General features: G+C 52.8%; 10 protein-coding genes. 6 read left to right on the forward strand and 4 right to left on the reverse strand.

All coding sequences use genetic code 11. From position 1 onward, the window contains the following. Positions 1 to 94 precede the first annotated feature (94 nt). The 6 genes from FRY97_RS18460 (at position 95) to FRY97_RS18485 (ending at position 7,872) form a co-directional block, all read left to right on the forward strand. Positions 95 to 1,327 (forward strand): MFS transporter, encoded by a 1,233-nt coding sequence (locus FRY97_RS18460; RefSeq protein WP_246141825.1) that lies wholly within the window; start codon positions 95 to 97, stop codon positions 1,325 to 1,327. A 111-nt stretch (positions 1,328 to 1,438) separates the two neighbouring features. Then, positions 1,439 to 1,744, forward strand: coding sequence for a muconolactone Delta-isomerase family protein (locus tag FRY97_RS18465; protein ID WP_147169050.1), 306 nt, complete (start codon positions 1,439 to 1,441; stop codon positions 1,742 to 1,744). Between the two features lie 92 nt (positions 1,745 to 1,836). Then, positions 1,837 to 2,688, forward strand: a complete 852-nt coding sequence (locus FRY97_RS18470; RefSeq protein ID WP_147169051.1) for an alpha/beta hydrolase family protein — start codon at positions 1,837 to 1,839, stop codon at positions 2,686 to 2,688. A gap of 105 nt (positions 2,689 to 2,793) precedes the next feature. Continuing rightward, positions 2,794 to 3,747 carry a hypothetical protein gene (locus FRY97_RS18475; protein ID WP_147169052.1) on the forward strand — a complete coding sequence of 318 codons (954 nt, stop codon included), beginning with the start codon at positions 2,794 to 2,796 and terminating at the stop codon, positions 3,745 to 3,747. Positions 3,748 to 4,433: 686 nt separating this feature from the next. Then, entirely contained in the window at positions 4,434 to 4,889 is a 456-nt protein-coding gene (locus FRY97_RS18480) for a protein-disulfide reductase DsbD domain-containing protein (RefSeq protein ID WP_147169053.1), read from the forward strand. 409 nt (positions 4,890 to 5,298) lie between these two features. Next, positions 5,299 to 7,872 (forward strand): protein-disulfide reductase DsbD family protein, encoded by a 2,574-nt coding sequence (locus tag FRY97_RS18485; protein ID WP_246141827.1) that lies wholly within the window; start codon positions 5,299 to 5,301, stop codon positions 7,870 to 7,872. 92 nt (positions 7,873 to 7,964) lie between these two features. Here the strand turns inward: FRY97_RS18485 and FRY97_RS18490 are convergent, their stop codons facing one another. The 4 genes from FRY97_RS18490 to FRY97_RS18505 all read right to left on the reverse strand — a co-directional run bounded on the left by FRY97_RS18490 (position 7,965) and on the right by FRY97_RS18505 (position 13,304). Next, positions 7,965 to 9,758, reverse strand: coding sequence for a T9SS type A sorting domain-containing protein (locus FRY97_RS18490; RefSeq protein WP_147169054.1), 1,794 nt, complete (start codon positions 9,756 to 9,758; stop codon positions 7,965 to 7,967). 33 nt (positions 9,759 to 9,791) lie between these two features. After that, positions 9,792 to 12,008, reverse strand: a complete 2,217-nt coding sequence (locus tag FRY97_RS18495; protein WP_147169055.1) for an esterase/lipase family protein — start codon at positions 12,006 to 12,008, stop codon at positions 9,792 to 9,794. A gap of 259 nt (positions 12,009 to 12,267) precedes the next feature. Further along, the gene (locus FRY97_RS18500; RefSeq protein WP_147169056.1) at positions 12,268 to 12,735 is read right to left on the reverse strand and encodes a hypothetical protein; all 468 of its coding nucleotides are present in this window, start codon (positions 12,733 to 12,735) and stop codon (positions 12,268 to 12,270) included. A gap of 20 nt (positions 12,736 to 12,755) precedes the next feature. Beyond that, a complete protein-coding gene (locus FRY97_RS18505; protein ID WP_147169057.1) occupies positions 12,756 to 13,304 on the reverse strand; it encodes a hypothetical protein in 549 nt (182 codons plus the stop codon). Positions 13,305 to 13,755: the final 451 nt, after the last annotated feature.

The following is a 13,755-nucleotide window of genomic DNA, read 5'->3' on the forward strand; positions in this document are numbered from 1 at the left end:
TGCCTTGCGGAGCAACTATTGCCGGCTGCAGCCAGTTAGGTTATTGTTTAAACGCTAATCTAGCGGCTACTATGGCCGCACACCCGAACAAGACATGGTCCAACCTGCTGCTGCAAATCCTGAAATGCCTGCCACTGCACCTGTAAACGAAAAGCTATTGCTCTTCTTACTGGCGGTCGTGCAGTTTACCCATATCATCGACTTCATGATCATCATGCCACTGGGCAAGCAGTTCATGCAGCTGTTCGACATCACCCCACAACAGTTCAGTGTCATTGTATCTTCCTACGCACTGAGCGCATTTGCAGTTGGTTTTTTCGGTGCGATGTTCATAGACCGGTTTGACCGGAAAAAGGCGCTGCTGTTCACCTACTTGGGCTTCACGCTGGGGACCTTTGCCTGTGGCCTTACGGAAAATTATTATTTGTTCTTGGCAGCCCGGAGCATTACGGGGGCATTTGGCGGGCTGCTCTCCGCCCTCGTACTGGCCATTATCGGGGATACCATCCCGCTAAAGCGCCGTGGGCAGGCAATGGGTTTTGTCATGACGGCTTTCTCTGCAGCCTCTGTGGTGGGGGTCCCTGCCGGGCTGTACCTCGCAGCCACGTTCAATTGGCGGGCACCTTTTCTGACCATAGGCGCAATAGCTGCCATTTTTGTAGTCTTGATCGCTGTTTTCCTGCCTAAGCTCAACAGCCACCTGCGGGGCAGCAATATACAGCGCAACCCGGTCAAAATCATGGGCAATATTTTCCGCGACAGCAATCAGCGGGCAGCCCTGCTCTTCACGACTATCCTGATGCTGGGGCATTTCACCATCATCCCTTTCATAGCGCCTTATATGCAGCTCAATATTGGCTTCAGCGACCACGAGGTAACTTACATCTACGCAGTAGGCGGCACCCTGACCGTTTTCCTCCTGCCCTTCTTCGGCCGGCTGGCCGACCGGTTCGGCCACGCCCGTGTCTTTACCCTGGCCAGTGTGGGCGCTTTGGCCTCCATTTTTGCGATTACCAACCTGAACACGACTTCCATGGCTATAGCTTTGTGCGCAACGTCCAGCTTTTTCGTAGTGGCAAGCGGGCGGAACGTACCGGCGACGACCATGGTCACCTCTGTGGTCAGGCCAGAAAGCCGCGGCAGCTTCATGAGCGTGCGGACCTCCGTCAATCAGATGGCCATGGGGCTGGCCTCCTTCATGGCGGGGCTTATCGTCACGGCCAACCCTGACGGCTCCCTGTCCAATTATCAGTACGCGGGCTATATCGCGATCGGGATGAGCTTGCTGGCCGTGGTGCTGGCGTGGCGCCTCAAGCTTGTGGAATGAGCACTGGGCAGTGCTTGTGCCCAAATGTCATTTTTATCGCAAAGTGGCTTATTTTGAACCGCTTAGGCTGTGATGCAGAGGGGAAAAGCAGTATCATTGTAAAAAACCGGGATGATAACGCCTACTTATCAATATATGGCCGATCTGCGGCTGCCTGATGAAATCACTTCTGCCTTTGTAGACCTGATGCCGCAACAAAGGGCGGTAGTCGATCAGTTCTTGCAAGAAGGGGTGCTGGTCAACTACGCTGTCTCCCTGGAAGATGCACGGGCTTGGGCGGTGTTCAACGCCAACTCCGAGATGGAAGTACTGGAGTTTCTGGCCCAATTCCCCCTTACGCCTTTCATGGAGGTTGAGGTTTCTCAGCTTTCTACGTATAATACGACGACAGGCAGCCCCGCTTTCTCCCTCAACTAAAGCGGGCAGCCGCGATTGCCCGCTTGGTGGCGCTGCCGCACTGATGTGGCCATCTATTTCGGTATCCATTCAACAGCGATCAAAGAGACCTCATGCTACAGGCCAAAAATTTACAGTTGACAGGGGCTGCAGGGCGCCCTTTTCTGCTCGACCTCTTTTTCCGCCCTGATGGGCAGCGCAAGCCTATCGTCCTCTTTGCCCATGGCTTCAAGGGGTTTAAAGACTGGGGGCACTGGCACCTGATCGGCCAACAATTTGCCCGTGCGGGCATGGTGTTCCTGCCTTTCAATTTCAGCCACAACGGCACCACCCTTGCCCGGCCTGCTGAATTTGCAGACCTCGATGCTTTTGGGCAAAACAACTACAGCAAAGAGCTTGCCGACCTGCGGGCGGTGCTGGCCTGGCTTCATCATGGCCCGGCAGAGCTGCCTGCGCACGAAGCCGATCTCAGCCGGATCTACCTCATCGGGCATAGCCGGGGCGGGGCTATAGCCTCTATTTTTGCCCATGAAGACGCCCGCATCGGCCGCTTGGCGCTTTGGGCGTCCGTAAGCCGGCTCGACTATGCCTGGCAAGGGGAGGGCTTCATAGCGCAATGGGCTGCGCAGGGGCAGTACGAGGTAGTCAATGGCCGGACAGGGCAGTCCATGCCTATTTATTACCAGATGTACCGCGATTTCAAAGCCAACGAAGAGCGGTTCTCAGTCGGTCGGGCCCTGCAACAGTTCAACCGCCCCCTGCTGATCGTGCATGGCACTGCAGACCCCGCTGTGCCCGTAGAAGCGGCCCATGCCCTGTACCGCGCCAAAAACGATGCCGAACTGCAGCTGATCGAAGGGGCAGATCATGTTTTTGGCGGCAGCCATCCGTACGAGCAGCAGGAGCTCCCTTTGCACAGCCAACTGTTGGCCAGCCATACCCTACGGTTTTTCGGGCAACCGTAATCCCCTCTTGCCCAGCTGTACATTTTAAAAATGTGCGAATAATCGGTACTTTTGAGCGAACCATCAACCTAGCCTGTGCTATCCATTTTCAGAACCAACCAGCTTATGGCCAGCCTGCTCTTGGGGCTTTACATCCTCTTGGTGCGGAGCAGTGTTTTTTGGGTGCCTTTCGAGGGGTCACCACACGGGGCGGGCCCTTTTTCGGCCTGGCTGTATGAATGGATAGGGCACAATACGCTCCCCGCACAGCTATTGGCCATGGCGCTACTGCTCGCGCAAGGCTTTTATCTCAACATCATTGTCAGCGAAAACCGGCTAGCAGCTGAAGTGAGCCTGTTCCCCGGGGTTTTTTACGTACTGCTGGCCAGCCTGCTGCCTGAGTTCGTCTACCTCTCCCCTCTCCTGCTCGGGAATACGTTCTACCTGATCGTGCTTGGGGAAGTATTCAACAGCTACAAGAAAACCGAAGCAGCCGGCGACATCTTCAATATTGGTTTCTGGACCGGGGCAGGGGCGCTGTTCTACCCTTCATTTTTAGCCCTACTCTTAGTCGGTTTTGTAGGGCTCAACATACTGCGGGCCTTTAAAATCAGGGAGCGGCTCATGGCGCTTGCTGGCTTGTTCGTCCCTTTTTTCCTTACTGGCACTTGGCTGTTTTGGGACGGTGGCTACCCTGAATACGCTCAGCAGGTGAAATCAGGCTTTGCCTGGCTCGACTTCAGCCCTGCCCCAGTCATTGCAGCCTACCGCAGCCTCGGCATTATGGCCGTGCTCATTCTAGTGCTGATCGTCAGCTACCGCAGTTATCTGCTGAAGCAGAGCATAGATGTGCAGCGCAAGATCAGCATTGTGTTTTGGGGGCTGCTGCTGAGCGCGCTCACGGTATTTTTCCAAGCAGATATAGGGCTGGAGCACCTGCTCATCCTCACCTTGCCTGCAGGGCTGCTGCTCTCCCTCAATTTCATCCGCCTGCCAAGGCAAACAGCGGAAGTGCTGCACCTGCTGCTGCTGGCCCTAGCCCTGGCCCTACAGTTCCAGCCTTTGCTCTTCTCAGCCTGACCTGGCAGACGCCCTTTGGGCGCAAACCAGATTGTCGTTTTTCTGGATGGAGCCTGCCCCCTCCGCAAGGATAGGGGCCTGCACCTGCCAACGGGCAGGTGCCGCTATGCTGCGGGGCTCGCTGTCCGCTCGGCCCTAACGGGCTTAGAGCTAGTTAGGATTTTACTTTTGGAGCGAACGCAGCCAAATTTTGCCCTGATCGAGGCGTGATATATTCAAGAATGGGACAAAGGGCCCCATTCTTGAATCCAATAGCCTTAGCTACGTGACCGAAGAACAACGAAGAGCAGGACAAAATTCGGCAAGAGCAGCCCGAAGTGTAAAACCCTAACTAGCTCTTACACCCCTTCGCAGCGCTAGGCCAATGCCAGCCTAGTGCCTTAAGCCATAAATCTCTGATACTTAAGTTGAAGTTATTTTCCGGCTAATCAAGGCGAAGGTTCGCGACTTTAGCCCGAGCTAAAGGAGCGGTTCTTTAACGAAGAGTAGGCGGAAAAGAACGAAACTTGGGGTGGCAAGGGTTTATGGCTTGAGGCACTAGAGCCCGGAAAGCGTAAACGCCTGCGACAATTTGGTTCACGCCCCGCCCTTTCAAGGTTGTTAAACTTATATTATTGCCTGTGCCTCAAAAGGGAAGATGTAGGCGGTTGTTGTATTTTCGGGCTCATCATCAAATACGGACCACTATGCGCCCAACCCTTTGCGCCCTATTCCTGCTGTTAAGCATTGCCCTGCCTGCTCAGGGGCAGCCCTCTTATGTCACTTGGACGTTCAGCGCAGCGCAGCAGGAGGGGCAGGTGTACCTGCTTACCTTCACTGCCGATATTGAGCCGGGCTGGTACCTCTACGCCCAGGAAATTGATGAAGGCGGGCCTATCCCCACGACCATCGCTTTTGATGAGCACAGCGGGCTGGAAAGCTTTGGCAGCATACTGGAAGAAGGCGAAGCGGTCTCCGGCTTTGATGAGATGTTCCAGATGGACATCAAAAAATTCAAGCGCAAAGTAGTTTTCACTCAGGAAGTCACCTTGAAGCCCGGCACCCGGAGCCTCACCGGCTATGTAGAGTATATGACTTGCAACGATGAGATGTGCCTGCCGCCCCGGGAAATGGCATTTGCCTTCTCTTTTGAGAAAGGGTAGCCCACCGCTTTGCGCAAAGCTGGCATCCGGCATCCTGGACCCAAAGCTTGTTTGAATCGGCTTTGATTTGAAAATCAAATACTTATAACTTCAGCAAAGCCGCCAAGCTTTCATTTAGCGAGCTAAATGAAAGCTTGGTGGGGGAGGCCAGGTTCATCAAGCGTTGATCTGCAATAAGGAACGAGCACCAAACATGCTCGTAATGTAGGCAGTATCACAGTTTGCCACCTTAGGATGCCTTACCTTTGCGCCGGCTACACAACCGCAGCGTAAGCCGTTGTGTTTGTATGCGGAGATGGACCAAGAAATTAAGCATGCCCAGCGCATGTATTGTCAATACGCCTAAGGCCAGCCCAAACTTCACCGCCAATGGTAGCAAAGGGTGTGGCCTTGATTTAGCTCTGGAATTATGAAAAAGCAACTCCTGTTACTCGCCCTGCTCGCCTCTGCTTTCCTCCCTGCGTGGTCGCAGATGGAAAGCCCTGTGCAATGGACATTTGAAGCCCGGCCGGTAAGCGCCGATGAAGTCGACCTCGTTTTCGAAGCGGCCATCCAAGAAGGCTGGAAGACCTATTCCCCGAAGCAATCGTATGGGGAAGACGCCCTTGGCCCGGTGCCTATTGGCATCTTTTTTGACGAGGGCAGCCACTTTTCCATGGCGGGGGAACTGCAAGAAGCAGGCAAACGGAAAGAAGCTCAAGAACCCCTATTTGACAACCTGACGGTGGCCTACTACACCGGTAAAGCGGTCTTCACACAGCGGGTGAAAGTGGCCGACTTCAACAAGCCCATCACCGGCTACGTGGAGTCTATGGCTTGTAATGAGGAGATGTGCCTGCCGCCCTCAGCGGAAGATTTCAGCTTTTCGCTAAACGCAGAGCAAGATGCCGATCAGGCTGCGCCCACTCAGGCGCCCACTGCAGCGCTGCCGGCTTTTGAAGTGAGCGGTACAGAAGGCGCAACTACAGCGGCAGGCGCAATGGACAGCCCCGGCAGTGGCCTTGCCGATCCCGTGCAGTGGTCCTTTGAGCACCGGCCTACGGGCGAAGGCACCTATGAGCTAGCCTTCACCGCTACCGTTGCAGAAGGTTGGAAAATTTATTCCCAGCATACCAACCCCGATGATGGGCCCCTGCCTACTCAATTCAATTTTGAGGAGCAGCCCGGCTATTCCCTAGAAGGGGATGTGACAGAAGAGGGTGAGAAAAAGTCAGCGCCTGACCCGCTCTTCGGCGGTGTGGTGGTGACCAAGTTCACTGGAAGCCCTGTCGTATTCCGGCAGCAGATAAAGGCAACCGACCCCACAGCACCGATTACCGGGTACCTGACCTATATGGCCTGCGATGATACCCAATGCCTGCCGCCTACGGATGTAGACTTTAGTTTCCACTTATCTGGCCAGGCCCCTACGGTTGCTGCGGTTGACCCTGCGACCGGGCTTAAAACGATCGATCAGCGCATAGCGGCCATACGCGCTTCTTATGAATCTCCCGTAGGCACCTGCGGGGTGGAGGATGTGGCCAAGGAAGACACCAACCTCTTTTGGACCTTCCTGCTGGGCTTTGCCGGAGGGCTCCTGGCCCTGCTTACGCCCTGTGTATTCCCTATGATCCCCCTCACGGTCAGCTTTTTCACCAAGAGCAGCAAAGACCGGGCAACAGGGCTGCGTAATGCGCTGATCTATGGCTTGTCCATTATTGTCATTTATGTTTCTATTGGGCTGCTCATTACCGGCGTATTCGGCGCTACTGCCTTAAATGCGCTATCGACCAACTGGATTGCCAATACGTTGTTTTTCATCATCTTTTTGTTTTTCGCTTTTTCGTTCTTTGGGTACTACGAAATCACCCTGCCCAGCTCTTGGGCGAACAAGAGCGATGCCATGGCCGACAAAGGCGGGCTGATCGGCATTTTCTTTATGGCGTTTACGCTTGCATTGGTCTCCTTTTCCTGCACGGGCCCGATCATCGGCTCTGCACTGGTGCAATCGGCTACCAATAAGCTGGGGCCATTTGTAGTGATGCTCGGTTTTTCCTCTGCCCTGGCCCTGCCCTTTGCGCTGTTTGCAGCATTCCCAGGCTGGCTGAACTCCCTGCCCCGCTCCGGCGGCTGGATGAACTCCGTGAAGGTTGTCTTGGGCTTCCTGGAGCTGGCCCTGGCCCTGAAGTTCCTTTCTGTAGCAGATATGACGATGCACTGGAACATCTTGCCTTATGAGGCCTTCCTCGGCGCTTGGGTCTTGATTTTTGCGGCCCTGACCGCCTACCTCTTTGGCCTGATAAAGTTTCCGCACGATAGCCCTATGCAAAAGCTGTCCCCTACCCGGGGCGGGGTCGCCCTGGCCTCTCTGGCCTTTACCGTCTACCTGGCCACCGGTTTTATGTACAATGGGGAGACCAAGAGCTATAATGCCCTAAAGCTGATGAGCGGGCTCGCCCCGCCAGCAAATTACAACCTCTTCCTGACTAAATCCGAAGCCGATGAAGACATCAAAGCCCGTTTCCCCTCCTTCACCAAGTGTGCCAATGACTTGGACTGTTTCAAGGACTACGAAGAGGGGCTGGCTTACGCCAAAGAGCAGCGAATGCCAGTATTGCTCGACTTCACTGGCTATGGGTGCGTGAACTGCCGCAAAACCGAAGAGCACATCTGGGTAGAAGATGTGGTAAAAGACAAGCTGGAGCAGGACTTTGTCCTGATCTCTCTCTACGTGGATGACCGAAAGGCACTGGAGGAGATCCTTTACTCAGTGCCCCGGCAGGAAAAGCTCCGTAATGTGGGCAACTTGTGGGCAGATTTTCAGATTGTGAACTTTGAGCAAAACTCCCAGCCGCTCTACGTGATGATGAGCCCGGACGAGGAGGTGCTCGCTGCCCCCCGCGGCTATAAAGAGGGCGTTCAGGACTATGCTGACTTCTTGGAGTGTGGGCTGAACACGTTCCAAAATACTAAGGCCTCCGGCAAGCCGCTTGGGGAAAAGTAGCTGCTGCCCTCTAAGAGTGAGGCCACTTGAACAGCCCGGCTGTGCCTATCGCACAGCCGGGCTGTTATGTTTTGCGGTTTGGTAGCGGATTGCTAGTGCTGCACAGACAGGCGCAGATGGATAGCAGGCTGCCCCTCGGGCAGCGCTCTTAGGACATACCAGCCGGCAGCCCAGCTCTCCGTCGCAATAGCGGTTTGCCCGACAGGCAGTATGCCAGTCCAAACCAGCTGGCCAAGCGAATTGTAAACGACTGCATGGCAAGGGGCCGTGCCAGCCCAAGTGAGGTGTAAGGATTCTTGTACAGGGTTGGGCGAAACAAGTAAACCTCTTGCCATGGGCCCTGATTTTTGCCCTACTGCCCTTCCTTGCTGCACATCAGCAGACTGCATCTGCTGGCCTAATGTGTAAGGGGAAAACACCCGGGCTACATCTACGTAATGTTTGCAAACATCGGTCCCCATATTACGCGAAGTATTAGGCTGCGAAGCTACATCTGTAAAGACGGCATACGTGCTCAGGGTCTCTTCATCCAAAGCCAGCTTCAGTTGGTAAGCTTCAAAGGCTTGGTGATAAGACTCCTTTATGCTCTCCGTAGGGCTAGCCACTAAGCGGCAGTCCTTGCTCACTGGCACATCTGGCCCGGTAGGCGCAGGGGCAGGACAAGAAACCGGCGCACCGCTAGGATGAAGTGCCCCAAAGTCAAGCCCTATCTCCGGAAAGCCACCGCACCCCCCAAAGCTTACTTTGTCCAACGAATAATAGAACAAGCCACCTCCCGGCTCCGGATTGGCATGGTCAGTGCCCCAATAATTTCCGCTGGCAGGAATAGTGTTGATCGATTCCGCGAGTGGGCCATCATAACATATATCAAACCAAAGGGCGTCATTGGGCCCGCGCTGAAAGTGATTCGCACGGACGAAAGCAGGGTCTGTTGTTTGGCTATTGATGTAAGCATCTATATTAAGGATCAAGTTTCTGCCCTTGATCCCCGCGACCCCATTATCAAGCAAGCGGGCGCAATCCATGGTGATGAGCCCGCTATTGGCCCCTTCCCGGCTGCCTTCTACTATATGTATGCCGTAATAAGTATGGCCAGAAACCTCTGCCTGTCCCCGCAGCGTAAGATTTGCGGTAGCGCCAGCTGGACAGTAAAACCCGACATCGTTGTCTGCTACCGCGCCTCCTGTCATAATGTACTCGCCTATATTTTCCAGATATATAGCGCCCCAGGCCTCTTCTGCCCCAGGCACAGCTGGCTTCAGATACTCCTGTACCCCACAGCCCTCCATCCGTACAGACTGGAAATTCGCGACTGCAATAGCTTGAGCACCTGCCTGGTCTGGCGCAAAATCACATTGCCAGATACGGGCTTCCTGCCCGCCGTCAAGCATGAGCCCATTCGTATTTCCCTTGAAGGTAGTATTTAGAAAGAGGAGGTCTAAGGGGTTGGCTGCCGCCACCTGATAGGCTTCTACCCCGGCGAACATACCCCCAATAAAAGAATTGGCAACCACAATGCGATCGGCCTGCTGTGCCCAAAGTGCTGTAGCTGTGCCCCCAGCTGACATCAGTTCCATATCCGTGAGCACTGCACTGCCGCCATCCACCTGTATAGAGGAGCCACTGCCGTATTCCACGCGCCCCTTGCTCAGCTGCAGATTTCCACTGCCAATCTGTAGAGCCGTCTGTGGCTGTAGCTTTATGAAACGCTGCCCGAAGCCATTTCCTGATAAATGAAACTCGCCGTTGTTTAGGGTAAGGGTATGAGAAGGATAGAAATCAAAAAAGCCATTGCCTGCGTAGATATACTCCCCTCGGGCACAATAAGTGATTTTTGACTTTTTCTTTTTGCATCCTGCGGCGTTAAAAATGCTCGCCGACCTCACCGTGGGGCCCCTTTTCCCCACGCTTAGTGTAGGCTATGCCTGTGCTTTTTGCCTTGCAGGCCGCAAAAACAAAGTCGTCAAAATTTCACCTCTCGTGACCGAGGGTAGTATAACTTCTCCTCCTACCACCAGTTCGCCCGAAACTTCTACAACTGCCCGCCCCTCTGGGTCTTCCCAATCATCCAAAAGCACAAAAGCACCATCTTCTAATATAAGCCGCCCCCCCTCTTCTATCACACAGCGGGCATACTGGCTCACCTGAAGCGTTGCGCCTGCCTCAATCCGCAGCTCGCCACCTGATTCTACTATTAGCTCGCCACCAAATCGGGCAACCACCGCCCCCCCAGAAGCTACCTCTAAGCGCCCACCTTCCTGTATACGCAAAGCGGAGCTCTTATTGATTTGTACTTCGCCCCCATATTGTACTGACAACTGTGCATCTTCCTGCACGTAGACCTGGGCGGTGTTGGTGATGCCGGCGGCGGCGTCCCATTGGCCAAGCTCCATGCGGGCGGTGGGGGCAATGGTGAGGATAACCGGGCTTGGCGTTGTACATAAATCACCACCACCGATATATAGATTAAAATTAGAAGATTGCTGGTTTTGAGGGTTCTGTAACTCGTCTGTAAATGCTATCCGGTCAGCACGGTTCACCCATAGCGATCCACCGTTAAGGATATCTATATCATACCTTATACGATTGTCAGTTTCCTTGAAGAAACCGGGAATAGCGGGGTCAAAGGGTGCCAGAGACCTCCCATAGTTGTAGACTCGGTTGTTGATTACGCCTGATTGTTCACTCAACAATGGATCAGCCGCAACAAATGAGAATAGCAAAAAGTCAATATTGTCCTCATTGATAATTGGGCTGTGCTGTTGATTTTCCTGAGCAGGGGGCCCATACTCTGAAGACTCAATACTTGCTGTAGACCCTGCATAACGGTTGACAACGGTCAAGTTGCCTGCCACACTTCCAACATTCTCCAAGTTTGCATAAAGGTTGGCTGCGTTTATGGGTATATCCAAGCTACTTACGGTGGGGACAATACATACGGTATTATGAAAAAGCTGTTGCTCGTTTAAAAATATACTGTCCCGATGTATCCCCATGAAACCTCCCGGTGCGCTATCAAGAGGTAATGTACCTGAAGCTACATAACTATATGCAGAGCTGACAAATGAAGAAAATAAAATCTCAATTTCAACTTGCCCATTATAAACAATAACACCTCCTTGGTTTTGATCAGGAATTGCCCTTATGCCTACTGCAAAGGTGGCCGTATTTCCTGATAAACCTAGCACTAACTCAGCTGTGTTGGCCCAAAACCCAGACCACCCTCCTACTACATCTTGCAAAATTTCACTTAATCCTCCGGAGTAGCTAACAATATCTTCCCCTGGCTGTACCAATTGACCAACGCCTCTCAGGCTCCCCGCAGATAAAGCAACGTATTCAAAATGCTGAGGTGGCATAAAGGCGTCGAGTTCAGCATAAAATTGTACATGCTCTGGCAGTGGGCTTACTCCATTTGTTGAGTAGGCACTGTATAGTAGCATTTGCTTCATCGCAGGCTCATTGAATAAATTTCTCAAAAAAGAAAGCTGAGGGATATAATCCCGCAATGGCGTATTCCATGGCCCTTCTAAATCATGCAGGTGACGGGAAGCATGTTGAATGCCCAAAGGTACATTAGCCCCTCGTTGTACACCGTCAAGCAGGAGCAGCTGCTCTACCTGATGAGCTTCGTTATTTTGCTCCATTTCAAGTAGTGCGTACTCTGTGACGGGGCCGCCCATACTTGGCCCTATGAGGATATTAGACGCAGTACTCCCGTTTGCTGCTTTGATCTGATTGATTTCCCGCAGCGCATCCTGTACCATCCGTGCATTGCGCTGTATGTAGTCGCCCCCATTGTTGTAATCCACGAAGATGATGTCGTAGCCTTCGGATTCTAGTTGATCAATCAAAACATCACCTGATTGTAGCTGATAATTTAGCAATTCTATCGCAAACTCCCAGGTCCGGTTTTCATCCCTCAGCTCGGGGTCAAGCCCATCTGCTATGATGAGAGGCTTGGCCAGGCCATCGTTGCAGTCGTTGATGAAAATATTCATCACCCCTCCGCTGTGCTCCTGAGTTGCTGGAATTTCAATATCCGTTGGAGTATTTGGAAAACGAGTACCAATGCCTTGCTCCATCACCTTAAAAGAAAAGTGGGCTACATACTCTTTCCGGTCAAATGTTTTCATTTTAAGTTTGACCCGTTTGTTGCCTCCGCTACTGTACTGGGTGGAGATCAGCTGCCCAAGAGAGACCAGCTGATAGCCATTGCCGTCATCCAGGTCAATGGACAAGGAAAGAAGTGCGCTGCCACCGGTGTTGCAATTGGAGAAAAAGAGATGAGATGGAAGGATAAAGGAAGGCGAAGTCCCTACTGCCTTGTCGTGTAAGGCAGATGCTGCAAAGAGCCGATCTAATGCATAAGGGCTTTCCGGACGGTTAGCTACATCAGATAAGCTTTGCCCCCCCCCCCGCATTGGCAGTCCAGGCCAACAGGTTGGAATCTATTGCGTAGGGCTTAAATCGTTCGTAATCCATGAATAGCATACTGATGGGAAAAGTATCTGAACTTGCATTCAGATCACTCATAGCCGGAACGTAGGTACTGCCAGGGTCCGGTAATGCAGGCCCATTCACCCCCATACCTGAGAGCGTAGCATACAACAGCCCGAATCCATTATGGTTAATGAGGTTCGTATCAGAAACGCTTTGCCCATGGAACAGCGATGGATCTGCCCACGGCACGGTCCGTTCTAGCAGCAAGCCCGTGCTGAGCTCTGAAAAATCCAGGCTGCCAACCACATCAGTGATCACGGCATCGGCATCATTCTGAAAAGAAAGCGTGCCCGTTGGCTGCTGAGCCCAGAGCAGGCTCGCCAACAATAGGAGCGTAAATAATCCAGTAATTTTTTTCATTTTAGTGTTTTTTAAGTGTTTTAGAATTTCAGGTCAAAGCGGCCGTCTCTGACTTCGCGTACTTCATCTGTACCGTAATCCTTAAAATCAAAGCTAAAAGTGCCCGAGAGGATGCGCTCATCAAGATCAAACTTATGAATGTCCACAACACGGCTGACTGTAGTATCAAGGCGATATTGCCAATTGCCTGTGTTCCAGTCGTTAAATGAGGCCGACCCAATCAATGAATCGTCCGATTCATTGATCTCTTTAATATTTAGCCCAATATGTATAACTTGATCAGTCTCATCACATTCGCCATTTGGCCTTCTATCGACACGTATGTAAAAGTGGTTTACCTCTTCATGATGCACCACCGTAATCTCCCCAAAATCAAGCGGCGTTTGGATCAGCTGCCAGTCTACGTGGGGCACCCATACCTCCCCGTCAATCACGCAGCCGAAGGTATTAAGCCCTTCTGTGGTGAGTGGGGGGAGTTTGAGCTCCGGGCAGTCGTTTGGCTTGTCGCACCCGGGCCACAGCAGAGGCACCGCAAGCAGCCAGGTGAGCAGTAGGAATTTGTTTTTCATAGGTGAAGGTTTTTATGTGTTAAAAAATAGGAATTGACTTGGATCCACCCCCGCCCTACGGGCACCCCCGTGTCACGGCGCTGTAGCCAGTTGCGCTGTCGGAAGCGCCCAGCGGAGCATAGCACAGACAGAGGATTCAGCTACCGGCTGTCCCAGGCATATCTGTTTAATGCCAATACCAATGGTACTGCTATAACTCAAGGCTTTAGCAGGGCGGTTATGTTTTTTGTTCAATTAAGTGTAGTGGTTGCACAGGAAGCGCCGGTTTTTGTTGCTGCGCGCAGTGATCAGTGCAATTGATTAATAATATACAGCTTAGCCGTGGGAATGTCAAGATAAGGGGTGAAAAACATTGTGTTTTCCTGGGCTTGACCGGGGGCAGATAGAGCGTTCGCCCCGGCTCGGTTGGGAAACATAAAACTCTACCTGCCTGCCCCGGGTAGACAGGTTC

It is taken from the genome of Phaeodactylibacter luteus, from assembly GCF_007993045.1.
GTDB classification, from domain to species: Bacteria; Bacteroidota; Bacteroidia; order Chitinophagales; family Saprospiraceae; genus Phaeodactylibacter; species Phaeodactylibacter luteus.